Here is a 24,674-nt window from a genome sequence, read left to right as displayed (position 1 = left end):
GTATGCCTGCGGAGCGGGAGGCGGGCCCCCGAGGGGTCCCGCCTCCCCGAACCACGGCGTGGACTAGCGGCCGGCGTACTTCTTGCTGACCGCGTCGTAGATGCCCTTGGCCTCGGCGCCCAGGCGCGGGCCGGCGAGCCAACCGGCCGTCACCGGGCCGATCGAGGTGTTGGACACCAGGGCCGGCTTGCCGTCCTGACCCGCGGCGACCCAGCCGCCGCCGGACGAACCGCCGGTCATGGTGCAGCCGATGCGGTACATCGTCGGCTGGTCCGCCTTCAGCGACAGACGGCCCGGCTTGTCCTGGCACTGGAACATCTTCTGGCCGTCGAACGGCGGACCCGCCGGGTAGCCGGTCGCCGTCATGTCCGCGATCTTCGACACCGCGGGAGCGTTGAACTCCACGGGCAGCGCCGAACCGACCGTCTCCTCCAGCGACTTGCCCGTGCTGCCCTTCTCCGGCGTCACATGGATCACCGCGAAGTCGTAGGGCGCGCCCTGACCGCCGGTCGCCGCACCCTGCGAGATCCACTGCTCGGACGTCTGCGCCCAGTCGCCCCACCACACGCCGTACGGAGCGACCTGCTCACGCGTGGCGTTCTCCAGCTGCGAGGTCGGCAGGGCGCGGTCGTTGTACGAGGGCACGAAGGCGATGTTGCGGTACCAGCCGCCCTTCTTGCCGGCGTGCACGCAGTGACCCGCCGTCCAGACCATGTTGGACTTGCCGGGGTGGGCCGGGTCCTTCACGACCGTGGCCGAGCAGACCATGGAACCCTCGGGGCCGTCGAAGAAGACCTTGCCCGCCTCGGGGGCGTTGGAGTGGTACGGCGCCGGAACGCCCTTCGCCCTGACCGGCTGGGGGGTCGGGTCGGTGACACCCTCGTCGCCCGAGATGTCCTCCTCCTCGACCGGCTTGTCGGGGCGCTGCGCGTCCCGCATGCGGTCCGGGTCCCAGAGGTCCTCGATGATCGGGTTGACGAAGTCCTTCGCCTCACGAAGCCACTTGTCGCGGTCCCAGTTCTTCCACTCGCCGTTTCTCCACTTGTCCAGGTCGATCCCGTGCTCCTTGAGCCGGTCCTTGAGATCGTCCGGAATCGTGATCTTGTCGCCGGTGGTCGGAGTGGCGGGTGCGCTGGGCTTGTCCCCCGCGTTCTCCTCGGTCGGGCCGCAGGCCGTCGCCGTCAGCGTCAGCGCCGCGACGGCAGCCGCCGCGGCCAGCAGCGGACGAATCGATCGCATCTCGTGATCCCCCTGGGACTACGTCAACTTGTGCATGAGTGAACTGTGGTGGCGCCGTGACCGGCGCCGAAGTGCGGCCCCCACTATGCCGGTGCGTGAGGGGACGGTGCGCAGCAGGTCCACGGTTCCGGCCCTCGCCGAGTCGTTGCCGGGCCGTGATCCCCACCCCTTCAAGGATCTTGGGATTCCGCCGTGATCCTTGGCAGCTCTCGTCGTTGGTACGTACGGGGGACCCAGAGGCAGCGTTCAAGACCGGCGTTCGCACGGTGGAGCAACGTACCGATGTGCAACGCAACTGTTACAGCGGGAGGACACCGAGCCGTGGCCGTGACCGAACCAGCTCCGGCCGTACCGCCGGCCGCGCACGCGCACCCGGGGGAGCGGAGGACGGGCGAAGGGGGCGCCGTCGAGGGCATCTTGCGCCGCCAGTCGCTGCGTGAATCGGCGGCGCGCACCTATGCGCGCTCGCTGCCGATCGTTCCCGTACGGGCCCGGGGGCTGACCATCGAGGGTGCGGACGGCCGCCGTTACCTGGACTGCCTCTCCGGCGCGGGGACCCTGGCCCTCGGGCACAACCACCCCGTCGTCCTCGAAGCCATCAAGAAGGTCCTCGACTCCGGTGCTCCGCTCCATGTCCTCGATCTCGCCACCCCGGTCAAGGACGCCTTCACCACCGAGCTGTTCGCCACGCTGCCCGCCGGACTCGCCGACGACGCGCGCATCCAGTTCTGCGGCCCGGCGGGAACGGACGCGGTCGAGGCCGCCCTCAAACTCGTCCGCACGGCCACCGGCCGAAGCGGGCTGCTCAGCTTCACCGGCGCCTACCACGGCATGACCGCCGGCGCGCTGGACGCCTCGGGGGGTGCGACGGACGTACGGGTCACCCGGCTGCCCTACCCGCAGAACTATCGCTGCCCCTTCGGCGTCGGCGGCGATCGCGGCGCCGAACTGGCCGCGCGCTGGACGGAGAACCTCCTCGACGACCCCAAGGGAGGCGTCCCCACCCCCGCCGGCATGATCCTCGAACCGGTGCAGGGGGAGGGCGGAGTCATCCCCGCTCCCGACGACTGGATGCGCCGGATGCGGGAGATCACCGCCGCCCGCTCCATCCCGCTCATCGCCGACGAGGTCCAGACGGGCGTCGGCCGCACCGGCGCCTTCTGGGCCGTCGAGCACAGCGGTGTCGTCCCGGACGTCATGGTGCTCTCCAAGGCCATCGGCGGCTCCCTCCCGCTCGCGGTCATCGTCTACAAGTCGGAGCTCGACGCCTGGGAGCCCGGCGCCCACGCGGGCACCTTCCGCGGCAACCAGCTCGCCATGGCCGCCGGAGCGGCCACCCTCGCGTACGTACGGGAGAACCGGCTCGCCGAGCGCGCCGCCACCCTCGGCGCCCGGATGCTCGGACGGCTCCAGGGCCTGGCCGCCGCCCACTCCTGCATCGGCGACGTACGCGGCCGGGGGCTGATGATCGGCGTCGAGCTGGTGAACCCGTACGCGGCCGTCGCGGACAACTCCGTGACCGACGCTCCACCGGCCGACCCGGCCCTCGCGGTGAGCGTCCGCCAGGAGTGCCTCGACCGCGGTCTCATCGTCGAACTCGGCGGCCGCCACTCGGGAGTCGTACGACTCCTGCCTCCGCTCACTCTCACCGACGAGCAGGCCGAGGCCGTCCTCGACCGTTTCGCCGACGCCCTGGCCGCCGCCGAGCGCGCCCATCGCGCACACCGCCCGGGTCCGCCCGCGCACGACGCGCGCCTCCGGAGCGACTCCGGACCATCCCACTGATCCCGGACCGAACCCGGACACCCTCACAAGGAAGCCCCTCCCCGTGAACGCCAGCCCCGCCTTCGAAGCGCCCGACACCGGCAGCGCCGCACGCGGCCCGCTCACCGTCGAGCAGGCCACCGTCCCCCGCCAGCATTCCGGTCCGTACGATCCTCAGCCCACGCCCACCCCCACGCCCGCATCGTCCGCGTCGCTCGCCGCGGCCGCGGCCGCCACGGCCGTGCGCCAGGACCACCTCGACGACCCGGACCCGCAGCGCGCCGCCGACACGGCGACCATCGAGAACCTGCTGCGCTGCTGGGTGCGCGAGAAGAACCTCCCCGCCCCCGGGTCCGGAACGCTCCGGATCCCCCTCGAAGCCAGCGGCACCGCCCTCCTCGTACCCGTCCGGTACTGGTCGCCAACGGGATGGCACCGCTTCGGCGCCCCCGCCCTCGAAGGGCTGCACCCCACAGCCCCCACCGCCGACGCCGTCACCGTCGCCGCCCTCCTCAGCCGCGAGACCGGCCGCCCGGAAGGCGCCGAACTCGTCGGCCGCGTCGCCGACTCGGCCCGCCGCACCGCCGAGTTCATCACCGACCGCCGTCGCCGCCCGGCCCCCGGCCCCGAGGCCGACCTCTTCCTCACCGCCGAGCAGTCCCTGCTCCTCGGCCACCCTCTCCACCCCACTCCCAAGAGCCGCGAGGGACTGTCCGAGGCCGAGGCCCGGCTCTACTCGCCCGAGCTGTACGGCTCCTTCCCCCTGCACTGGATGGCAGTCGACCCCTCGGTCCTCGCCTCCGACTCCGCCTGGACCGAACAGGGCCGCCCGGTCTCCGCCACCCAGCTCGCCGCCGGTCTCGCCGACGGGCTCGAACTGCCTCCTGGCACCGTGCCGTTGCCGCTGCACCCCTGGCAGGCACGCGAGCTCCCGCACCGGCCCGCCGTCGCCGCCCTCCTCGACGCCGGCCTCCTCCACGACCTCGGCCCCCACGGCGCCGCCTGGCACCCCACCTCCTCCGTCCGCACCGTGCACCGGCCCGGCGCCCGGACGATGCTCAAGCTCTCCCTCGGCGTACGCATCACCAACTCCCGCCGCGAGAACCTCCGCAAGGAACTCCACCGCGGCGTCGAGGTCCACCGGCTCCTGCGCACCGGGCTCGTCGACCAGTGGCAGGCCGCCCACCCCGGCTTCGACATCGTCCGCGACCCCGCCTGGCTCGCCGTCGACACCCCGGACGGCGAACCCGTGCCCGGACTCGACGTCATGATCCGGCACAACCCCTTCGCCGCCGGAGACGACGCCGTCTGCATCGCCGCCCTGACCGCCCCGCGCCCCTGGCCGGGCACCACCGGGATGCGCTCGCGCCTCGCCGACCTCGTCACCCGCCTCGCCGCCCGCACCGGCCGCCCCATCGCCGCCGTCTCCGCCGAGTGGTTCCTGCGCTACCTCGACCAGGTCGTCCGCCCCGTCCTCTGGCTCGACGGCGTCGCCGGTGTCGCCCTGGAGGCCCACCAGCAGAACACTCTGGTGCTCCTCGACGCCGAAGGCTGGCCCCGCGGCGGCCGCTACCGGGACAATCAGGGCTATTACTTCCGGGAGTCCCGCCGCGACGAGCTGGAGAGCCGCCTCCCCGGCATCGGAGCCGCCAGCGACACCTTCGTCTCCGACCAGGTGACCGACGAACGCTTCGCCTACTACCTCGGCATCAACAACGTCCTCGGGCTCATCGGGGCCTTCGGCGCCCAGCGCCTCGCCGACGAGCGCGTCCTGCTCGCCGGATTCCGCCAGTTCCTCACCTCCGCCACCAGCCTCGGATCCCCGCTGCCGCACCGGCTCCTGGAGGCCGCGACCCTGCGCTGCAAGGCCAACCTCCTCACCCGTCTGCACGGCCTCGACGAACTCGTCGGACCCGTCGACACCCAGTCCGTCTACGTCACCATCACCAACCCCCTCCGTTCCTGAAGAGAGGAGAGCCCCCCGTGCCTCCCACCGACGCGAGCACCGGCACCGGCCCTCGACCCCCGTCCGACACGGGCGCCGAGGACACCCTGGACCTGCACCTCTCGGACGAACTCATCGCCCTGTTCTCCACCGGCGTGAGCACGGCGACCAGCGACGGCGACCTCCTCGACGCGGTCGCCTCGTGGGGCACGGCGACCACGCCGGTCGGCTTGTTCCGCCTCGTGCCCGTAAGAATCGAGCGGGACCTGGAGCTCGTCACGCGCTGGATGAACGACCCCGCCGTGGCCGCGTTCTGGGAGCTGGCCGGCCCGGAGACCGTGACGGCCGACCACATCCGCGCCCAGCTCGACGGAGACGGCCGCAGCGTGCCGTGCCTCGGTGTCCTCGACTCCACCCCGATGAGCTACTTCGAGATCTACCGGGCCGATCTCGATCCGCTCGCCCGGCACTACCCGGCGCGCCCTCACGACACCGGTATCCATCTCCTCCTCGGCAGCATCGCCGACAGGGGCCGGGGTCTCGGCAGCACGCTCCTGCGCGCCGTCGCCGATCTCGTACTCGACCACCGGCCCCGATGCGCCCGTGTCATCGCCGAACCCGACATGCGCAACACCCCCTCCGTCTCGGCCTTCCTGAGCGCCGGCTTCCGCTTCTCCGCGGAAGTCGACCTCCCCGACAAACGAGCCGCCCTCATGGTCCGCGACCGCGTGCTCCGTCACGTCCTGTGAACGCCTCCCTGCCTTACATACACCGCCCGACCCACAGCGGTTCCCACCCCGAGGAGTCCCCGTGCCGTCGTCCCCTGCCACCCATGACTCCGCACTTCTCTCACCCCCCGAGCTGACCCCCGCGGCCTGGTCCCGGGCAGCCACCCGGCTGCTCGCCAAGACCATCGGCGAGTTCGCGTACGAGGAGATCGTCGAGCCCGCTCCCGTCGACGCCTCGGGCGACCCCGACCGCCATCTGCTGCGCCTCGACGACGGCTCCGCCCTGACGTTCACGGCCCGCCGCGGCGCGTACGGAAGCTGGCGCGTCGCAGCCGACTCGCTCGCCTGCGACGGGCAGCCGCTCACCGACCCCCTCGACTTCCTCGTCCGCGCCCGCCGTCTCCTCCGCCTCGACGGCGCCACCCTCGGCCATCTCATCCGCGAACTCACCACGACCCTCGCCGCGGATGCCCGCCTCGACCGGACGGCCCTGACCGCGGACCGGCTCGCCGACCTCGGATACGCCGAACTCGAGGGCCACCAGACCGGCCACCCCTGGCTCGTCCTCAACAAGGGCCGGATCGGCTTCTCCGCGACGGACGCCGCCCGCTGGGCCCCCGAGGCCCGCCGCCCCGCCCGCCTCCCCTGGATCGCGGTCAGCACCGACCTCGCCGCCTACCGCGGAGTCCCCGGCCTCGACACCCCGGACCGGCTCTACGCACGCGAGCTCGACGCCGACGTCCTCGCGACCTTCCGGGCCACGCTGCGAGCCCGCGGCCTCGACCCGGAGACGTATCTCCTCCTGCCCGTCCACCCCTGGCAGTGGGACGAGATCATCCTCCCGCTCTACGCCCCGGCCGTCGCCGCCGGAGCCATCGTCCCGCTGCCCGCCGACGGCGATGTACGCGTGCCGCAGCAGTCCATCCGTACGTTTCTCAACACGAGCCGGCCCGACCGGCACACCGTGAAGCTTCCGCTGTCCGTGCTCAACACACTCGTCTGGCGCGGACTCCCCACGGAACGGACCCTCGCCGCACCCGCCGTCACCTCCTGGGTCCACGGACTGCGCGACGCCGACCCCTTCCTGCGCGACGAGTGCGGAGTGATCCTGCTCGGCGAGGTCGCCTCCGTCACCGTCGAGCACCCCCTCTACGACCGGCTGCCCGAGGTCCCGTACCAGTACAAGGAACTCCTCGGCGCGATCTGGCGCGAACCGCTCAGGCTCCCGCCCGGCGAACGGGCCCGCACCCTCGCCTCCCTGCTCCACACGGATCCGCACGGCCGCGCCTTCGTCGCCGAGCTCGTCGAACGCTCCGGACTCGCCCCCGCCCTCTGGCTCCAGCGCCTCTTCGCCGCCCTGCTGCCCCCGCTCCTGCACTTCCTCTACCAGTACGGCACCGTGTTCTCCCCGCACGGCGAGAACGCCATCGTCGTCTACGACGACCAGGACGTCCCGGTACGCCTGGCGATCAAGGACTTCGTCGACGACGTGAACATCAGCGCCCGTCCCCTGCCCGAGCACGACGCGATGCCGGACGACGTCCGGGCCGTCCTGCTCACGGAGGAGCCCGACTTCCTCACCCAGTTCATCCATTCAGGGCTCTTCGTCGGCGTCTTCCGCTACCTGGCTCCGCTCTGCGAGGAACAACTCGGCGTGCCCGAGGGAGACTTCTGGTCCCTCGTCCGTGCCGAGATCCTGCGGCACCAGGCGCGCTTCTCCGAGCTGAAGGAACGGTTCGAGCTCTTCGATCTCCTCACTCCCCGGATCGAGCGGCTCTGTCTCAACCGCAACCGTCTGCATCTGGACGGCTACCGCGACCGCCCCGAGCGGCCGCACGCCGCCGTCCACGGAACGGTCCCGAATCCGCTCGCGTGACCCGACTGTCAGTGCCGCGCCGTAGGGTGGACGCGCTATGACGAAGCCATCCCTCCCCGACCTCCTCCACGCCGCCGTCTCCGCCGTCGGCGGTGTGGAGCGGCCCGGCCAGGTCACCATGGCCGAGGCAGTTGCCGAGGCCATCGACGACAGCTCCCACCTCCTCGTCCAGGCCGGCACCGGCACCGGAAAGTCCCTCGGCTATCTGGTGCCGGCGCTGGCGCACGGTGAGCGCGTGGTGGTGGCCACGGCCACCCTGGCGCTCCAGCGACAGCTGGTCGAGCGTGATCTCCCGCGGACGGTCGAGGCCCTGCATCCGCAGCTGCGCCGGCGCCCGGAGTTCGCCATGCTCAAGGGGCGGTCGAACTATCTCTGCCTCCACCGCCTCCACGAGGGCGTTCCGCAGGACGAGGAGGATGGCCTCTTCGACCCCTTCGAGGCAGCGGCCCCCACGAGCAAGCTGGGGCAGGACCTGCTGAGGCTCCGGGACTGGTCCGACGAGACCGAGACGGGCGACCGGGACGACCTGACCCCGGGCGTCTCCGACCGGGCCTGGGCACAGGTGTCCGTCTCCTCCCGGGAGTGCCTGGGGGCGAGCAAGTGCGCGTACGGGGCGGAGTGCTTCGCCGAGGCGGCCCGCGAGCGCGCCAAGCTCGCCGAGGTCGTCGTCACCAACCACGCCCTGCTGGCCATCGACGCGATCGAGGGCGCCCCCGTGCTGCCCCAGCACGAAGTGCTGATCGTCGACGAGGCCCATGAGCTGGTCTCCCGGGTCACCGGGGTCGCCACCGGCGAGCTCACACCCGGCCAGGTCAACCGCGCCGTCCGCCGGTCGGCAAAGCTCGTCGACGAGAAGATCGCCGACCAGCTCCAGACGGCCGCCGAAGGCTTCGAGCGGGTGATGGAGCTCGCCCTCCCGGGGCGCCTCGAGGAGATCCCTGAGGATCTGGGCTACGCCCTGACGGCGCTGCGCGACGCGGCTCGCGCGGTCATCTCGGCGCTCGGCTCCACCCGGGACAAGTCCGTCCAGGACGAGGATGCCGTCCGCAAGCAGGCCATGGCCTCCGTGGAGACCGTTCACGGCGTCGCCGAGCGGATCTGCCAGGGCTCCGAGTACGACGTCGTCTGGTACGAACGCCACGACCGCTTCGGCGCCTCGCTGAGGGTGGCGCCGCTCTCGGTCTCCGGGCTGCTGCGCGAGAAGCTCTTCGCGGACCGGTCCGTGGTGCTCACCTCGGCCACCCTGAAGCTCGGCGGTGACTTCAACGGAGTCGGCGCCTCGTTGGGTCTGGCCCCCGAGGGCACCCAGGGCGAGGACATCCCGGTGTGGAAGGGCATCGACGTCGGCTCGCCGTTCGACTACCCCAAGCAGGGCATTCTCTATGTCGCCAAGCACCTGGCCCGCCCCGCGCGGGACGGCGACCGCGCCGACATGCTCGATGAGCTCACCGAGCTGATGCAGGCGGCGGGCGGCCGCACGCTCGGGCTGTTCTCCTCGATGCGGGCCGCTCAGCTCGCGGCCGAGGAGCTGCGCTCCCGCATCCCCGAGTTCCCGATCCTGCTCCAGGGCGAGGACACGCTCGGCGAGCTGATCAAGAACTTCACCGCCGATCCGCAGACCTGTCTCTTCGGCACACTCTCGCTCTGGCAGGGCGTGGACGTCCCGGGCGCGAGCTGTCAGCTGGTCGTGATGGACAAGATCCCCTTCCCGCGCCCCGACGACCCGCTGATGAGCGCCCGCCAGAAGGCCGTCGAGGACGCGGGGGGCAACGGCTTCATGGCCGTCGCGGCCACGCACGCGGCCCTGCTGATGGCCCAGGGCGCGGGCCGCCTCGTACGGGCCACCGGCGACCGTGGCGTCGTCGCCGTACTCGATCCGCGGCTGGCCACGGCCCGGTACGGCAGTTATCTGAAGGCTTCGCTGCCCGACTTCTGGTACACCACGGACCGCAATCAGGTGCGCAAGTCGCTGGCGGCGATCGATGCCGCTTCGAAGGCGGCCGGCGCCTGAAAGCAGACCGGGTCCCTGCCGACACGGCAGGGACCCGGGGGTCTGGGGGTTGAGGGCCTGGGAGGACAGAGCAGGGCCCCGGGACCGGCGCAGTGGGTCCCGGGGCCCGGTCAGAGCCGGCGAGTGGTGTCACACCCGCCGCAGCACCGCCACGACCTTGCCGAGGATGGTGGCCTCGTCACCAGGGATCGGCTGGTACGCCGCGTTGTGCGGCAGCAGCCAGACGTGGCCGTCCTCGCGCTTGAAGCGCTTCACCGTGGCCTCGCCGTCGAGCATGGCCGCCACGATGTCACCGTTCTCCGCGACCGGCTGGCGGCGCACGGTGACCCAGTCGCCGTCGCAGATCGCGGCCTCGATCATCGAGTCGCCCACGACCTTCAGGACGAAGAGCTCGCCGTCGCCCACCAGCTGCCGAGGCAGCGGGAAGACGTCCTCGACCGACTCCTCGGCGAGGATCGGGCCACCGGCGGCGATCCGGCCGACGAGAGGCACGTACGAGGCGGCGGGCTTGCCGGTGGTGTCGGTCGGCTGAGTGCTGGGCTGGTCGGAGCCGCGCACCTCGTACGCACGGGGCCGGTGCGGGTCCCGGCGCAGGAAGCCCTTGCGCTCCAGTGCCATCAGCTGGTGAGCGACGGAGGAGGTGCTCGAGAGGCCCACCGCCTGGCCGATCTCCCGCATCGACGGCGGGTAACCGCGCCGCTGGACCGAGTCCCGGATGACCTCGATGACCCTCCGCTGCCGGTCCGTGAGGCCGGAGCTGTCGGCCCTGATGCCTGGAGGTCGTCCGGGCAGGGAGCGCGCAGGTCGACCTGGCTCCCCGTCCCCGTTCATGGCTGCGTCATTCATGGGCATGGCATGCACCGGCTCGAGTCGGCCCTGGGAGCGGTCCTGGGCAGTGATGGTGGCACTGTCTGCGGTGGTGGTCACGTCGGCGGCCCCTCTCGAATGGTCTCCCTGGCTGGCACAACGGTAGTGGCTTTCGAAAGGTTGCGCCAAACACACGTTCGAGTGAAAAATCGCAGATTGCCTTACGCGTGTGCGCAAGTGGGTGTATGTGCGAGCCCGGGCGCCGGTGGCAATTCGGTCATTACGGTACCGTTCGCCATCGGACCGCGCGGGGGCGGGGGTGCCCTCCCAGTGTCGCATCCGTGGGCCCCGAATCGGCGGAGCCGCGCGCTTCCCGTACCCTCGTGGCCGGCCCTGAAAGCGCGGGACGTGCGACACGCGCGAAGTGCCGGAAAAGCACCTCAACCCAAGATCTAGTGGTTGGATTGCATCAGCCACCTAGAAGTTGTGGTCCCCGGTCTGCTGGGGGTGTGTGCATCGCCTATGCTGGTGGTCGCTTCGAGGGGCCTTGACGGGCTCGGCGAGGCTATTCAGTCGTGCCGTGAGGGAGGGTCGGAACCATGCATTGCCCCTTCTGCAGGCACCCCGACAGCCGTGTCGTCGACAGTCGCACCACCGACGACGGAACGTCGATCCGACGCCGCCGCCAGTGCCCCGACTGCTCCCGTCGTTTCACGACGGTGGAGACCGCATCGCTGATGGTGATCAAGCGGTCCGGTGTGACCGAACCCTTCAGTCGTACCAAGGTCATCTCCGGCGTGCGCAAGGCATGCCAGGGACGGCCCGTGACCGAGGACGCCCTCGCCAAGCTCGGCCAGCGGGTCGAGGAGGCGGTGCGCGCCACCGGGAGCGCCGAGCTGACCACCCACGACGTGGGGCTGGCCATCCTCGGCCCGTTGCAGGAGCTCGACCTCGTCGCGTACCTGCGCTTCGCATCCGTTTACAAGGCTTTCGACAGCCTCGACGACTTCGAGGCCGCCATCGCGGAACTCCGCGAGCAGCGGCCTCCCGCAGAGGAATGCGGGACCGGAGCGACCCCCGAGGTCCCCGTTCCCGCCACCGCCGCCGACTGACCGGCGGGCCGGACCGGGGGTCCGGCCGAGGCCGGCCGCGAGCGGCCGAACAGACGTGTCACGAGCGCCATCGGCGGTGCTCGCGGCAGCAGACAAGAAGACGGTGCCCTGGGACTATCTGGGCACTTCAGGGTGTTTTGCCCGTATATGGGAGGCGGCATGACAGAGACGGCGAGCGGTCCGGCACGAGGTTCCCGCGCCAAGGGAGCCAAGGCGAGCAAGGGCCTGCGTATCGAGCGCATCCACACCACCCCCGGCGTGCATCCGTACGACGAGGTGGTCTGGGAGCGCCGTGACGTCGTCATGACCAACTGGCGCGACGGCTCGGTCAACTTCGAGCAGCGTGGCGTCGAGTTCCCCGACTTCTGGTCGGTGAACGCGGTCAACATCGTCACCAGCAAGTACTTCCGCGGGGCCGTCGGCACCCCGCAGCGCGAGACCGGTCTCAAGCAGCTCATCGACCGGATCGTGAAGACCTATACGAAGGCCGGGGAGGAGCACGGCTACTTCGCCTCTCCCGCCGACGCCGAGATCTTCGAGCACGAGCTGGCCTACGCCCTCCTGCACCAGATCTTCAGCTTCAACTCGCCGGTCTGGTTCAACGTCGGCACGCCGCAGCCGCAGCAGGTCTCCGCCTGCTTCATCCTGTCCGTCGACGACTCCATGGAGTCGATCCTCGACTGGTACAAGGAAGAGGGCATGATCTTCAAGGGCGGCTCCGGCGCCGGCCTGAACCTCTCCCGTATCCGCTCCTCCAAGGAGCTGCTCTCCTCCGGCGGCAACGCCTCCGGCCCGGTCTCCTTCATGCGCGGCGCCGACGCCTCCGCGGGAACGATCAAGTCCGGTGGCGCCACCCGCCGCGCGGCCAAGATGGTCATCCTCGACGTCGACCACCCCGACATCGAGGACTTCATCGAGACCAAGGTCAAGGAGGAGGAGAAGATCCGCGCCCTGCGTGACGCGGGCTTCGACATGGACCTGGGCGGCGACGACATCACGTCCGTCCAGTACCAGAACGCCAACAACTCGGTCCGCGTGAACGACACCTTCATGAAGGCGGTCGAGTCGGGCGGCACGTTCGGGCTCACGTCCCGCATGACCGGCGAGGTCATCGAGGAGGTCGACGCCAAGGCGCTCTTCCGCAAGATGGCCGAGGCCGCGTGGGCCTGTGCCGACCCGGGCATCCAGTACGACGACACGATCAACCACTGGCACACCTGCCCCGAGTCCGGCCGCATCAACGGCTCGAACCCGTGCAGCGAGTACATGCACCTGGACAACACGTCCTGCAACCTCGCCTCGCTGAACCTGATGAAGTTCCTCAAGGACGACGGCAAGGGCGAACAGTCCTTCGACGTCGAGCGCTTCGCCAAGGTCGTCGAGCTCGTCATCACCGCGATGGACATCTCCATCTGCTTCGCCGACTTCCCCACCCAGAAGATCGGCGAGAACACCCGCGCCTACCGCCAGCTGGGCATCGGCTACGCCAACCTCGGCGCCCTGCTCATGGCGACGGGTCACGCGTACGACTCCGACGGCGGCCGCGCCCTGGCCGGCGCCATCACCTCGCTGATGACCGGCACCTCGTACAAGCGCTCCGCCGAGCTCGCCGCGGTCGTCGGTCCGTACGACGGCTACGCCCGCAACGCCCAGCCGCACCAGCGCGTCATGAAGCAGCACGCCGACGCCAACACCGCGGCCGTCCGCATGGACGACCTCGACTCGCCGATCTGGGCCGCCGCCACGGAGGCCTGGCAGGACGTGATCCGCCTCGGCGCCAAGAACGGCTTCCGCAACGCCCAGGCGTCGGTCATCGCCCCGACCGGCACCATCGGTCTCGCGATGTCCTGCGACACCACCGGCCTCGAGCCCGACCTCGCCCTGGTCAAGTTCAAGAAGCTGGTCGGCGGCGGCTCGATGCAGATCGTCAACGGCACCGTCCCGCAGGCCCTGCGCCGCCTGGGCTACCAGGAGGAGCAGATCGAGGCGATCGTCGCCCACATCGCCGAGCACGGCAATGTGATCGACGCCCCCGGTCTGAAGACCGAGCACTACGAGGTCTTCGACTGCGCCATGGGCGAGCGCTCCATCTCCGCGATGGGCCACGTCCGCATGATGGCCGCCATCCAGCCGTGGATCTCCGGCGCCCTGTCCAAGACCGTGAACCTGCCGGAGACGGCCACGGTCGAGGACGTCGAGGAGGTCTACTTCGAGGCCTGGAAGATGGGCGTCAAGGCGCTCGCCATCTACCGCGACAACTGCAAGGTCGGCCAGCCCCTCTCCGCCAAGAAGAAGGAGCAGGAGAAGGCCGAGGTCACCGCGAAGTCCGAGGCGACGATCCGCGAGGCCGTCGAGAAGGTCGTCGAGTACCGCCCGGTCCGCAAGCGCCTCCCGAAGGGCCGCCCGGGGATCACCACCTCCTTCACGGTCGGTGGCGCCGAGGGGTACATGACCGCCAACTCCTACCCGGACGACGGTCTCGGCGAGGTCTTCCTGAAGATGTCCAAGCAGGGTTCGACGCTCGCCGGCATGATGGACGCCTTCTCCATCGCCGTCTCCGTCGGTCTGCAGTACGGCGTGCCCCTGGAGACGTACGTCTCCAAGTTCACGAACATGCGCTTCGAGCCGGCCGGTATGACGGACGACCCGGACGTGCGGATGGCACAGTCGATCGTCGACTACATCTTCCGCCGCCTGGCGCTGGACTTCCTGCCCTTCGAGACCCGCTCCGCACTCGGCATCCACTCCGCCGAGGAGCGCCAGCGCCACCTGGAGACGGGCTCCTACGAGCCCACCGAGGACGAGGTGGACGTCGAGGGCCTGGCCCAGTCCGCGCCCCGTACGCAGGAACTGAAGGCCGTCGCCACCCCGGCCAAGGCCGCCGAGGCCGAGGGCCCGGCGCCGAAGCAGGCGCACACCTCGGCGGAGCTCGTCGAGATGCAGCTGGGCATCAGCGCGGACGCCCCGCTGTGCTTCTCCTGCGGCACGAAGATGCAGCGGGCGGGTTCCTGCTACATCTGCGAGGGCTGCGGCTCGACCAGCGGCTGCAGCTGAACCTAGGTGCCCACCAGGCGCGAAACGCCTGGTCGTAGTGGGGAGCCGGCGGATGCCGGCTCCCCACTCGCGTATGGTCCGTCGTCCCGGCGTGGGCGTGTAGGCGTGCAGGCGTGGATCAGGCGGGCCGGGTGCCCATCAGGGTCGTGAACGTCTGCGGGTCCGTGTCGAAGCCACGAGGCATCGACACGAAGGACCAGCCGTCCGTGCCGGGGCGGGTGAACTCCACGATCGTCGCCGCCGTGGCGTCGGCGAGGTCGCTGAAGTCGTGCGCCGCCAGCTCCGTGTAGCCCTCGCGGATACGGACACCGGTGTTCGCGATGTCGCCGAAGGTCAGCCTGCCGCCGCCCTGCTGTATGGCCACCCCCACCACCACGCGCGCGTAGCGCGGCGCGAGACGCTCCAGTTCCAGGACCATCGCCTCGTCGTAGCCGAAGCCCTGGCCCGTACGGCTGTCCCGGCTGAGCGTGATCGTGCCGTCCGGGGAGCGGCTGCCGAAGTGCACCAGATAGGCCGGCGTGCCGTGGGGATCGTCCGCCGTGTAGACCGCGGCGATGATGTCCAGGTCGTGCGCCGCGGCGCCGATCGGACTCGGGTCCCACTTGAGCGTCACCTCGACCTTGCCGACCCCCTTGTTGAGTCCGCTCACCGTGAATCCCCTCTCTGCGTACGACGCGTACCGCCGGCCCGGTCAACTGCCCGTGGTCGCGGACAGGTTGTCCATGGTGTCATGCGCGCCCGGTGCGATCACGGGATCCGGTCGCACCGGCACGAGGGGGAGCACGTGTGGAGCGGCGCGGAACCGGATCTGGACGCCTATCTGGAGCGCATCGGGTACGACGGGGAACTCCGGCCCACGGCCCGTACGTTGAGTGCATTGCACCGGGCGCATGTGGGGGCCGTCCCGTCCGAGGCTCGTCGTCACGGTCGAGGAACGTACCGTCGGCCCGCGGGAGTTGACTGCGGTGCTGTCCGAGGTCTTCGGCATCGAACTGGATACCGAGGAGGTGGCGGGTCTCGTGCGAGTGCACTCCGCCGTAGTCTGACGGCGGCCCGGTCCGGCCCCGTACGATGGCGCGGTGCTGGTCAAGTGGATTCGCTGCACCGTGGTGGACCGTCGGGGGTTCGAGCGGGGACAGCGGAAATGGGCGGGGCTGCTGGGTGAGCCGGGATTCCGGGGACAGGGCGGAGGATGGAGCCGGGCGCGGCCCGACGTCGCCCATGTCTTCGCGTTCTGGGAGAGCCGGGCGTTCTACGACTCGTTCATGGCGCGGTCGCACGACCGGCTCGCGGCCGCGCAGACGGGCACGTACAAGGACAGCCAGGTCAAGCTCTTCGACCACCGCTTCGATGTGAAGACGGGCTTCGAGCCGAGGTTCGCGGACGCCGACGTGGCCCGGGTGGCGCACTGTCGTGTCCACGAGGACAGGGTCGAGCACTTCGCGCTGATGCAGGAGAAGGTGTGGAATCCGGCGATGGCCGGCTCCCCCGGAATGCTGCGCGGGGTGTTCGGGGAGGCGCCGGGGAACGAGTTCGTGGTGCTGTCGATGTGGCGGTCCGCCGCGGAGCACGGCAAGTACCGGGTGGAACGTATCGAACGGCTCGGGCTGCGGGCCCAGACGGAGGCCGACGTGGCGGCGCTGACCGGGGACGTGGTGCGGCTCGAGCCGTCCTGGACGGTGTGATCGCCTCACCGGCCGCCTACGCCCGGATGGGCTCCGGCCGCCCCCTCGGCTGAGCCCGGCCCGAGCGGGCGATCTAGGGTCGAGGCATGGCACGACCGCGGCGCATCGTTCTCGTACGGCACGGAGAGTCCGAGGGCAATGCCGACGACACGGTGTACGAACGTGAGCCCGACCATGCGCTCAGGCTCACCGAGACCGGTCTGCGGCAGGCGGAGGAGACGGGGGACCGGCTGCGGGAGCTCTTCGGGGACGAACGGGTCAGTGTCTACGTCTCGCCCTACCGCCGCACCCACGAGACGTTCCGGGCCTTCCGGCTCGATCCCGGGCAGGTCCGGGTGCGAGAGGAGCCGCGGCTGCGGGAGCAGGACTGGGGGAACTGGCAAGACCGGGACGACGTACGTCTGCAGAAGGCGTACCGCGACGCGTACGGCCACTTCTTCTACCGCTTCGCGCAGGGTGAGTCGGGGGCCGACGTGTACGACCGGGTCGGGGCGTTCCTGGAGAGCCTGTACCGCAGCTTCGAGGCGCCCGACCACCCGCCGAACGTGCTGCTGGTCACCCACGGACTGACCATGCGGCTGTTCTGCATGCGCTGGTTCCACTGGACGGTCGCCGAATTCGAGTCCCTGTCCAATCCGGGGAACGGCGAGACGAGGATGCTGCTGCTCGGCGAGGACGGCAGATACAGCCTGGACCGGCCGTTCGAACGCTGGCGTACCCCGGAACCGTACGGGCACACCGGATAGAGTGGCAGAGCGATGACCGCTGACTCCTCTCTCGACCGGCGCTTCGACCGCGCCCTGGCCAGCCTCCGAGGGCTGGCCGTGGGAGACGCCCTGGGCTCCCAGTTCTTCGTTCCCGCCAACTATCCGCTGCTCAAGCGACGCGCGCTGCCGTCGGGCCCCTGGCAGTGGACCGACGACACCGAGATGGCCTGCTCGATCCTCGCCGTGCTCGTCGGGCACGACCGGATCGACCAGGACGCGCTCGCGCGTTCGTTCGCCGAGCACCACGACTTCGACCGGGGCTACGGGCCCGCGGTCAACCGGATGCTCCGGCTCATCAGGGAGGGCGGCGACTGGCGGGAGCTGGCCTCCGCGCTCTTCAACGGCCAGGGGTCGTGGGGCAACGGTGCCGCGATGCGGATCGCCCCGCTCGGCGCCTGGTACGCGGACGACCCGGAGCAGGCGACGCACCAGGCCGAGATCTCCGCGTACACGACGCACCAGCACCGCGAGGCCGTGGTCGGGGCGATGGCCGTGGCGGCCGCGGCCGCGCTCGTGGCGGATCCGGCCGGTCCGCCCACGCCCACGGACCTCCTGGACGGGGTCGTCGCCCTCGTGCCGCGCAGCGCCGTCGGCGCGGGTCTGCGCCGGGCGCGGGACATGCTCGACTACGACGACGCGGTGACCGTGGCCGCCGTCCTGGGCAGTGGTCGCCGTACGAGCGCGCACGACACCGTTCCGTTCGCGCTCTGGTCGGCGGCCCGCGGCCTCGGGGACTTCGAGCGGGTGTTCTGGACGACCGCGCAGGTGGGCGGCGATGTCGACACCACGTGCGCGATCGCGGGCGGTGTCGTGGCCGCCGGCGTGACCGGCGCGCCGCCCGCCGCCTGGCTGGAGCAGACGGAGGAACTGCCGGACTGGCTGCCGACCGCGGTCCGGCCTTAGGGGTGCGCGCCGCCGGGCCGGCCCGGCGGCGCCCGTGGAGGCCCGCTCGGGGCCGCCCGTGTCACCGGGGCGGGTCGGGCGCGAGTGTCACGGTCCTGACACAGCGCCGCACGTACGGGTTCGAACGCCCGTGCCGCGGTTAGAGTCGGCCACTCCGAAGCGCTGATCATGAAGTAGGCGCGCCGACGAGACACCCGGACCGCAGCCCTCCGCCGTCATGGCTCCGCCTGCGCGCCGGGTCGGGAGGGGGTCCCGTGTCCGACACACCGTCCACACCAGCACCGAAGGACGGCACTCAGGCCGAGCCGGAGTCGCAGCCGGCCGCCGCCGTCCCGCCGCCCGGTGCCGCCGTACCGCCCGCATCGCCCGCGCCGCCCGCATCACCGGCGCCGCCCGCATCACCCGCGCCACCCGCGCCGCCGCAGCCGCGGGCAGCAGCGTCCACCGGGCGTCCGGGCAGCCGGCCACCGCACCATCCCTGGGCTCCGCCTGCGCCCCCGAGCGACACCTGGCTGACCCGGCTGCGCCCCGGCGCGCCGGCCCAGGTGACCGCCCCGACCCTCTGGGCCATCCTGGCCACCGCGCTCCTCAGCGCGCTCCTGTTCGGAGGCGGGCTCGGGCTCAATCTGGTGATCGTGGCCGTTCCCGCGATCCTCGCCGCAGCGTTCGCCGCGCGGGCGGCCGACCGTCGGATCCGCCCGTGGACGCTGGTCTGGGCGGTCGGCGGCCTCGCCCTCCTCGCCGTGCCCGCCCTGCGGGACGCCGGATGGCCGACCTTCCTCGCGATCGTCTCCGCCCTGGTGCTGACCGCCTTGGCTCTGCACGGCGGCCGGGGCTGGCCGAGCGTCCTGTTCGCGCCCGTCGGCCTGATCGACTCCGTCGGCTCCGGCACCACCTGGGCGTGGCGAGGCCTGCGCGAGCGGGCCGACGGGTCGCGCGGGCGCTGGGGGCCCGTCGTGCGTACGGTCGGCGTGGCCGTCGCCCTGCTCGTCGTCTTCGGCGCGCTGTTCGCCGGAGCCGACGCGGCCTTCGCCGATCTGCTCGGCTCGCTCATGCCCGACGTATCGCTGGAACAGGCGCCCTGGCGGCTCTCCCTCTTCCTGCTCGGACTGTTCGGCGCGATCTCCGTCGCCCGTACCGCCGCCGCGCCGCTGCGCTGGGACCGTATGGTGATCCGCCCCGGCCGGGCGCGCGCACGGCTGGAGTGGGCCCTTCCGCTCATCGTCCTGAACCTGCTCTTCGCGGCCTTCAACGCCGTCCAACTCGCCGTTCTCTTCGGCGGATACGACAAGGTCCTCAGCGAGACCGGCCTGACCTACGCCGAGTACGCGCGCCAGGGTTTCTGGCAGCTCCTCATGGCCACCCTGCTCACCCTCGCGGTGATCGGGCTCGCCCTGCGCTGGGCGCCGCGCGCCGACGCCCGCGACCGGACGCTCGTCCGCGCCGTGCTCGGCATCCTGTGCGTCCTCACGCTTGTCGTGGTCGCCTCCGCGCTGCGCAGGATGGATCTGTACGTGGACGCGTACGGGCTCACCCGGCTGCGGATCTCGGTGGCCGCGATGGAGATATGGCTGGGCCTGGTCATCGTGCTGATCATGGCCGCGGGGATCTTCGGTGCGCGCCTGCTGCCGCGGGCACTGGCTGTGAGCGCCGCCGCGAGCATGCTGGCCTTCGGCCTGGCCTCGCCCGACGCGATCGTCGCCGAGCGCAACCTGGAGCGGTTCAACCGCCTCGGAAAGATCGACGTCCCCTATCTCGCGGGGCTCTCGGCCGACGCGGTGCCCGCGCTCGACCGGCTTCCCGAGCCGCAGCGCACCTGCGCCCTGCGGGACATCGAGGCGCGGCTGGGCGACGAGGACGACACGCCGTGGTACGCCACGAGCTGGTCGCAGGCGCGGGCTCGCGCGCTCCTGGCGGAGCGTGGCGTCGACCGGTTCTCCGTGGACTGCGGTGAGCCGAGCAGGGAAGAGGAGTACGACCCGTACGCGAAGGGGGCACCGCACAGCGCACCGCACAGCGCCCCGTACGACGCCCCGTACGACGCCCCCTGAGGCACCCGCACCCGTACCCGCACGCACACGTGCCCCCGCCCGGAAGGGGTGGGGGCGCGGTGCGTGTGTACGGACCGCGGTCGCCTAGGCCACCGGGCCCCCGGCCTCGGCCTTGCCGCTGAGCGCCTCCAGATCGCTCTTGCGGACCCGGATCACCGCCACCGCCGTGATCAGCGCGAGCAGCACCATGCCGACGGCCGCCGTGAACGCGGTCGAGATACCGGCGGTCAGCACCTCGTGACCCCACGGCGCCGGCAGCTCCTTCGTGGTCGCGAACTCCGTCTTCTGCTCCGGTGTCGCCGTCGCGAGGAAGGACGCCGCCTGCTTCTCTCCCTCGCTGCGGCTGGCCGTGCCGAAGACCGTGACCAGGATGGAGAGACCCAGCGAACCGCCCACCTGCTGTGTCGCGTTGAGCAGACCGGACGCCGCGCCCGCCTCGTGTTGCGCCACACCGGACACGGCGGTCAGCGTGAGTGTCACGAAGTTCAGGCCCATGCCGAAGCCGAACATCACCATCGGGCCGAGGACACCGCCGACGTACGAACTCTCCGGCGTGATGAACGTCTGCCAGAACAGCCCGACACCGGTGATCGCGGAACCGGTCACCATGAAGGGCTTCGGGCCGAGGACCGGCAGCAGCCGCTGCGAGAGCCCCGCCCCCGTCACGATGGCGACTGTCACCGGGAGGAAGGCGAGTCCGGACTGGATCGGGCTGTAGCCCAGGACGTTCTGCACGAACAGGACGATGAAGAAGAACATCCCGAACATCGCCGCGGCCAGGCTGAGCATGATGACGTACGTGCCCGAGCGGTTGCGGTCGGCGAACATCCGCAGCGGGGTGATGGGCTCCCGCGCCCGCGACTCGACGATCGCGAAGGCCGCGAGCAGGATCACCGCCGCGATGAAGGAGCCGATCGTCAGCGGGTCCCGCCAGCCCTCCTCGGACGCCCGGATGAAGCCGTACACCAGCGACGCCATGCCGAGGGTCGAGGTCAGGGCGCCCGCGATGTCGAACCGGCCCGGGTGGCGCTCCGACTCGTTGATGTACCGCGGTGTCAGGAAGGCGATCAGGAGGCCGATCGGTACGTTGACGAACAGCACCCAGCGCCAGTCGAGCCACTCGGTGAGCATGCCGCCGGCCAGCAGACCTATCGCGCCGCCGCCGGCGGAGACCGCGGCGAAGACGCCGAACGCCCTGTTCCGCTCCGGGCCTTCGGGGAAGGTCGTGGTGATCAGCGCGAGGGAGGTCGGCGAGGCGATCGCGCCGCCGACGCCCTGCAGCGCGCGAGCGGCGAGGAGGTGCCAGGGTTCCTGGGCGAAGCCGCCGAGCAGCGAGGCGAAAGTGAAGAGCAGGATTCCGGTCAGGAAGACGCGGCGGCGTCCCAGGATGTCACCGGCCCTGCCGCCGAGCAGGAGAAGGCCGCCGAAGGTGAGCGTGTAGGCGCTGAGCACCCACGACAGATCGGTGGTGGAGAAGGAGAGCGCGTCCTGGATGTGCGGCAGGGCGATGTTCACGATGGTGGCGTCGAGGACGACCATCAGCTGACAGGCCGCGATCACGGTGAGGGCGATTCCGGGTCGCCCTGGCCGGGTCGACCCCGGCGCGGCCTGTGTGTCCACTGGAGATGTTGTCACTATGGATCCCCCCACGGAAGAATTAGTGAACGCACCCGTTCACTGTCCTCAACGGTAGTGAGTCCCCCTCAGTGAACGCAACCGTTCACTGAGCACTGCCAGGCAGTCCTGTCGGTCTCAAGGGAGAGTCCCTGATGGTTACTTCGCGCTCCGCGGCCGCCGCTCGGCCGCAGGGGGCATCGCTGCGACGCCGCGGCCCGGTACTGGAACGAGCCATTCTGGAGGCTGCGCTCGAGCAGCTGAGCACCGTCGGCTGGAACGGCCTGACGATGGAGGGTGTCGCAGCCGGTGCGCAGACCGGCAAAGCCGCGGTGTACCGGCGCTGGCCGTCGAAGGAAGATCTGGTCGCGGACGCCCTCCAGGCCGGACTGCCGACGCTCGACGAGGCGCCCGATCACGGGAGCGTCCGCGAGGATCTCTACCAGCTGTGCCGCCGGGTCCGCGCGTCGATGTACTCGAAGCCCGGCTTCGCCCTGCGGTCGGTGATTCACGAATGCGACAGCGAGACGGCGGAACGGTTCCACGGGCTGATCGTGAGCGGGGTGATCGAACCCTCCACGCGACTCTTCCGTGAAGTGGTGCAGCGGGGGATCCGGCGCGGTGACGTGCGGCCCGACGCCACGGACGACCTGATCTTCGACGTCATCCCGGCGATGATGATGTACCGCTCGAAGATGTGCGCCAGTGAATGGACGGACACCGAGATCGCCGCCATGGTCGATCAGATCATGGTGCCGCTGCTCCGCTCCCGGGACTCCTGAGCGGAACCGGTCGGAGCGTCCCGAGGCGGCTTCGGACATCCGACGCCGAAACCGGGTATCGCGGGCGGCGCCCATCGGCGTAATCTGTGGGCGCCATGCCCTACGAACCACCTACCCACAGCGTCGAGCGATCGCTCCGAGCCACCACCGGCGCCAAGATCGTTGCCGGGGTCGACGAGGTCGGACGCGGGGCATGGGCCGGTCCTGTCACGGTCTGCGCGGCCGTCACCGGACTGCGGCGGGCCCCCGAAGGGCTCACCGACTCCAAGCTGATCACCCCCAAGCGTCGCTCCGCCCTGGCCGCGGAACTGGAGAAGTGGGTCACCGCGTACGCGCTCGGACACTCCTCCCCGCAGGAGATCGACGAGCTCGGCATGACCGCGGCACTCCGGCTGGCCGCCGTACGGGCACTGGACGCCCTGCCCCTGCGCCCGGACGCGGTGATTCTCGACGGGAAGCACGACTACCTCGGCAGCCCGTGGAGGGTCCGTACGGTGATCAAGGGCGACCAGTCCTGCATCGCCGTGGCGGCGGCCTCGGTCATCGCCAAGGTGCGGCGCGACGCCATGATGGCCGAGCTGGAGGTCGAGGCGGAGGAGTGCGCGGCCTACGGCTTCGGCGCCAACGCGGGCTACCCTTCGCCGGTCCACAAGGCGGCTCTGGAAGCGCGGGGGCCCAGCCCGTACCACCGGCTCTCCTGGTCGTACCTCGACGCGCTGCCCCAGTGGCGGCATCTCAAGAAGATCCGTATCTCCGCCGAGGCGGCCGCACTGGAAAGCGGGGGCCAGCTCGGCTTCGACTTCTGAACTTCCCGGCAGAGCCTTGTCGGCGGCCGGGGCGCACGATTGTGCCCACCCGCCGGAGCCCCGCGCACCGGCGTTTGATAGACATTCACCCATGCCTCTCATCCCCGAGGAGCCTCAGATTCACGAGAGTGCCCAGGGTCCCCGCGGCACGGCCGCAGGCCACCCCGCGCCGACCCCCCGTCCCGTACCCGGTCCGCGTTCCGCGGCTTCACCGCGTCCCGGGCGTCCCGGCCCCGGACCTGCCAGGCCCGCCCCGCCGGTACCGCGCCCGCACCCCGGTGCCGGGCAGTCCCCGTCACCCCGCCCGGAGAATCGTTCCGAGCAGCGGTCCGGCCCGCAGATCCAGCTGATCCCCGCCCCGGTCGACGGCGCGCTCGACGCCGCCGAAGAGGCCGTCGATCTGCTCCTGGAGACCGGCCGCGCACCCGGCGACATCCTCGTTCTCACCACCGGCGAGCAGCACCCATGGGCGGCGCACGAGCTGACCTTCGGCGATGCCGCCTACTGGGCCCAGCAGGACGCCCGCGACGACGTGTTCTTCGCGGACGCCGCCGCCGCGGAACGGGCCGGCGTACGGCCCGTGGTCGTCGTGGCGGTCAACGGCGGAGCCGATGACGTCGCCGCCCGGGCCCTGCCCCTGGCGATGGGCCGCGCGAGCGCGCTGCTCATCGTCTGCGGTGACCCGCAGCGCATCAACGCCGTACTCGGCGCGGGTGTCTGAGCAGCAGCACATCGCGCGGTCCTGACCCGGCTGCCCCGCAGGGGCGGCCGGGCCGTGGTCCTGCGCACCGGGAGTGGAGCCCCGTTCCACGTGCACCGGAGCGGGAGCCTCAGCGTGCCGCCGTCCTGCGCAGTGGCTCGGCGGCGCCGCCCGCCGTACGCGGCGTCAGGATGCCGAGTTCGGAGGCGACATCCCCCAGCGCCGTGGGACGCGAGTCGGAGCTCGGGTGCCGGCCGCCCCGGCCCTCGCCCAGCACCTGCCAACCGCCGCGGGTCAGCGTGATGTACGCACCACAGCGCAGCCCGTGGAGCGTGCAGGCGTCCCTCAGCCCCCACATCCACGCGCCGTCCTCCTCCGTCCAACGCTCGTCGCCGTCACGGCAGTAGAGCAGCACGGCCGTCCGTACGGGGGCGCGGCGTCGCAGGTCGTGCGGGATGACACGGCGCAGATGCGCGAGGAGCGCGTTACGGAACTCCCAGCCGTCCGCTGGAACGGGGCGGCGGACGAACGACGCGCTGGCGGCGAGCCGTTCCTCGTGGTCGAGGACGGCGACGACGGCCGTCGCCGGTGTCGGCCGATGCCGGGTGTGCAGGCCGCTGACGACCTCACGAGGGTTGCGGAGCAGTGGAATTCCGGCCGCCGCCCACTCGGCCGGCTCCAGCATCCGAGCGAGGCGGCTGGCGGACTCGGACGACGAGCTGATCGAGGTGGCTGCGGACGGAGCGAATCCGAAGGTCACGGTCCTCCCTTCGGATACACGCCCGCTGGGCGGGCAAGGGCGAGTGAGGGCGCACCACGGCACAGTCCTT

The 24,674-nt window shown here is 71.1% G+C and carries 20 protein-coding genes; 14 read left to right on the top strand and 6 right to left on the bottom strand.

The window, feature by feature from the left end:
- Positions 1 to 63 precede the first annotated feature (63 nt).
- Positions 64 to 1,239, bottom strand: coding sequence for a trypsin-like serine peptidase (locus FDM97_RS25945; RefSeq protein ID WP_137992892.1), 1,176 nt, complete (start codon positions 1,237 to 1,239; stop codon positions 64 to 66).
- Positions 1,240 to 1,560: 321 nt separating this feature from the next.
- Between FDM97_RS25945 and FDM97_RS25940 the strand changes: the two genes are divergently transcribed.
- From FDM97_RS25940 to FDM97_RS25920, 5 genes are all read left to right on the top strand, one after another.
- Positions 1,561 to 3,024 (top strand): diaminobutyrate--2-oxoglutarate transaminase family protein, encoded by a 1,464-nt coding sequence (locus FDM97_RS25940; protein ID WP_254705760.1) that lies wholly within the window; start codon positions 1,561 to 1,563, stop codon positions 3,022 to 3,024.
- Between the two features lie 43 nt (positions 3,025 to 3,067).
- Positions 3,068 to 4,969, top strand: coding sequence for an IucA/IucC family protein (locus tag FDM97_RS25935; protein ID WP_137992891.1), 1,902 nt, complete (start codon positions 3,068 to 3,070; stop codon positions 4,967 to 4,969).
- A gap of 17 nt (positions 4,970 to 4,986) precedes the next feature.
- A complete protein-coding gene (locus FDM97_RS25930; protein WP_137992890.1) occupies positions 4,987 to 5,697 on the top strand; it encodes a GNAT family N-acetyltransferase in 711 nt (236 codons plus the stop codon).
- Between the two features lie 61 nt (positions 5,698 to 5,758).
- The gene (locus FDM97_RS25925) at positions 5,759 to 7,552 is read left to right on the top strand and encodes an IucA/IucC family protein (RefSeq protein WP_137992889.1); all 1,794 of its coding nucleotides are present in this window, start codon (positions 5,759 to 5,761) and stop codon (positions 7,550 to 7,552) included.
- Between the two features lie 37 nt (positions 7,553 to 7,589).
- The gene (locus FDM97_RS25920; RefSeq protein WP_137992888.1) at positions 7,590 to 9,563 is read left to right on the top strand and encodes an ATP-dependent DNA helicase; all 1,974 of its coding nucleotides are present in this window, start codon (positions 7,590 to 7,592) and stop codon (positions 9,561 to 9,563) included.
- Between the two features lie 129 nt (positions 9,564 to 9,692).
- Here the strand turns inward: FDM97_RS25920 and lexA are convergent, their stop codons facing one another.
- A complete protein-coding gene (gene lexA / locus FDM97_RS25915) occupies positions 9,693 to 10,490 on the bottom strand; it encodes a transcriptional repressor LexA (RefSeq protein WP_137992887.1) in 798 nt (265 codons plus the stop codon).
- A 479-nt stretch (positions 10,491 to 10,969) separates the two neighbouring features.
- Here lexA and nrdR point away from each other — a divergent pair, with 479 nt between their 5' ends.
- Positions 10,970 to 11,482, top strand: a complete 513-nt coding sequence (nrdR, locus tag FDM97_RS25910; protein WP_137992886.1) for a transcriptional regulator NrdR — start codon at positions 10,970 to 10,972, stop codon at positions 11,480 to 11,482.
- Positions 11,483 to 11,641: 159 nt separating this feature from the next.
- On the top strand, positions 11,642 to 14,536 hold the full coding sequence (locus FDM97_RS25905; RefSeq protein WP_137992885.1) for a vitamin B12-dependent ribonucleotide reductase: 2,895 nt from the start codon (positions 11,642 to 11,644) through the stop codon (positions 14,534 to 14,536).
- 118 nt (positions 14,537 to 14,654) lie between these two features.
- Here the strand turns inward: FDM97_RS25905 and FDM97_RS25900 are convergent, their stop codons facing one another.
- Positions 14,655 to 15,185 (bottom strand): TerD family protein, encoded by a 531-nt coding sequence (locus FDM97_RS25900; protein WP_137992884.1) that lies wholly within the window; start codon positions 15,183 to 15,185, stop codon positions 14,655 to 14,657.
- A 430-nt stretch (positions 15,186 to 15,615) separates the two neighbouring features.
- Between FDM97_RS25900 and FDM97_RS25890 the strand changes: the two genes are divergently transcribed.
- From FDM97_RS25890 to FDM97_RS25880, 3 genes are all read left to right on the top strand, one after another.
- A complete protein-coding gene (locus FDM97_RS25890) occupies positions 15,616 to 16,221 on the top strand; it encodes a YdbC family protein (RefSeq protein ID WP_137992883.1) in 606 nt (201 codons plus the stop codon).
- Positions 16,222 to 16,307: 86 nt separating this feature from the next.
- Positions 16,308 to 16,967, top strand: coding sequence for a histidine phosphatase family protein (locus FDM97_RS25885; RefSeq protein WP_137992882.1), 660 nt, complete (start codon positions 16,308 to 16,310; stop codon positions 16,965 to 16,967).
- Between the two features lie 12 nt (positions 16,968 to 16,979).
- Positions 16,980 to 17,891, top strand: a complete 912-nt coding sequence (locus FDM97_RS25880; RefSeq protein WP_137992881.1) for an ADP-ribosylglycohydrolase family protein — start codon at positions 16,980 to 16,982, stop codon at positions 17,889 to 17,891.
- Between the two features lie 295 nt (positions 17,892 to 18,186).
- Here FDM97_RS25880 and FDM97_RS37145 read toward each other — a convergent pair whose 3' ends face one another.
- Positions 18,187 to 18,462, bottom strand: coding sequence for a hypothetical protein (locus FDM97_RS37145; protein WP_432816248.1), 276 nt, complete (start codon positions 18,460 to 18,462; stop codon positions 18,187 to 18,189).
- Here FDM97_RS37145 and FDM97_RS25875 point away from each other — a divergent pair.
- Positions 18,437 to 19,942, top strand: coding sequence for a DUF4153 domain-containing protein (locus FDM97_RS25875; RefSeq protein ID WP_432816247.1), 1,506 nt, complete (start codon positions 18,437 to 18,439; stop codon positions 19,940 to 19,942). The genes FDM97_RS37145 and FDM97_RS25875 overlap by 26 nt on opposite strands.
- Before the next feature lie 84 nt (positions 19,943 to 20,026).
- Here the strand turns inward: FDM97_RS25875 and FDM97_RS25870 are convergent, their stop codons facing one another.
- Positions 20,027 to 21,577 (bottom strand): MFS transporter, encoded by a 1,551-nt coding sequence (locus FDM97_RS25870; protein ID WP_137992879.1) that lies wholly within the window; start codon positions 21,575 to 21,577, stop codon positions 20,027 to 20,029.
- Positions 21,578 to 21,711: 134 nt separating this feature from the next.
- Here FDM97_RS25870 and FDM97_RS25865 point away from each other — a divergent pair, with 134 nt between their 5' ends.
- The 3 genes from FDM97_RS25865 (at position 21,712) to FDM97_RS25855 (ending at position 23,865) form a co-directional block, all read left to right on the top strand.
- Entirely contained in the window at positions 21,712 to 22,338 is a 627-nt protein-coding gene (locus FDM97_RS25865) for a TetR/AcrR family transcriptional regulator (RefSeq protein ID WP_137992878.1), read from the top strand.
- Positions 22,339 to 22,433: 95 nt separating this feature from the next.
- Positions 22,434 to 23,144 (top strand): ribonuclease HII, encoded by a 711-nt coding sequence (locus FDM97_RS25860; RefSeq protein WP_137992877.1) that lies wholly within the window; start codon positions 22,434 to 22,436, stop codon positions 23,142 to 23,144.
- 91 nt (positions 23,145 to 23,235) lie between these two features.
- Positions 23,236 to 23,865: a hypothetical protein gene (locus FDM97_RS25855; RefSeq protein ID WP_137992876.1), complete on the top strand. Its 630-nt coding sequence runs from the start codon at positions 23,236 to 23,238 to the stop codon at positions 23,863 to 23,865.
- Positions 23,866 to 23,974: 109 nt separating this feature from the next.
- Here FDM97_RS25855 and FDM97_RS25850 read toward each other — a convergent pair whose 3' ends face one another.
- Positions 23,975 to 24,604, bottom strand: coding sequence for a hypothetical protein (locus FDM97_RS25850; RefSeq protein WP_137992875.1), 630 nt, complete (start codon positions 24,602 to 24,604; stop codon positions 23,975 to 23,977).
- Positions 24,605 to 24,674: the final 70 nt, after the last annotated feature.

This window comes from Streptomyces vilmorinianum (assembly GCF_005517195.1).
Lineage (GTDB): Bacteria > Actinomycetota > Actinomycetes > Streptomycetales > Streptomycetaceae > Streptomyces > Streptomyces vilmorinianum.
The sequence above is the reverse complement of the archived record's forward strand: the minus strand, read 5'-3'. Positions and strand labels throughout refer to the sequence as shown.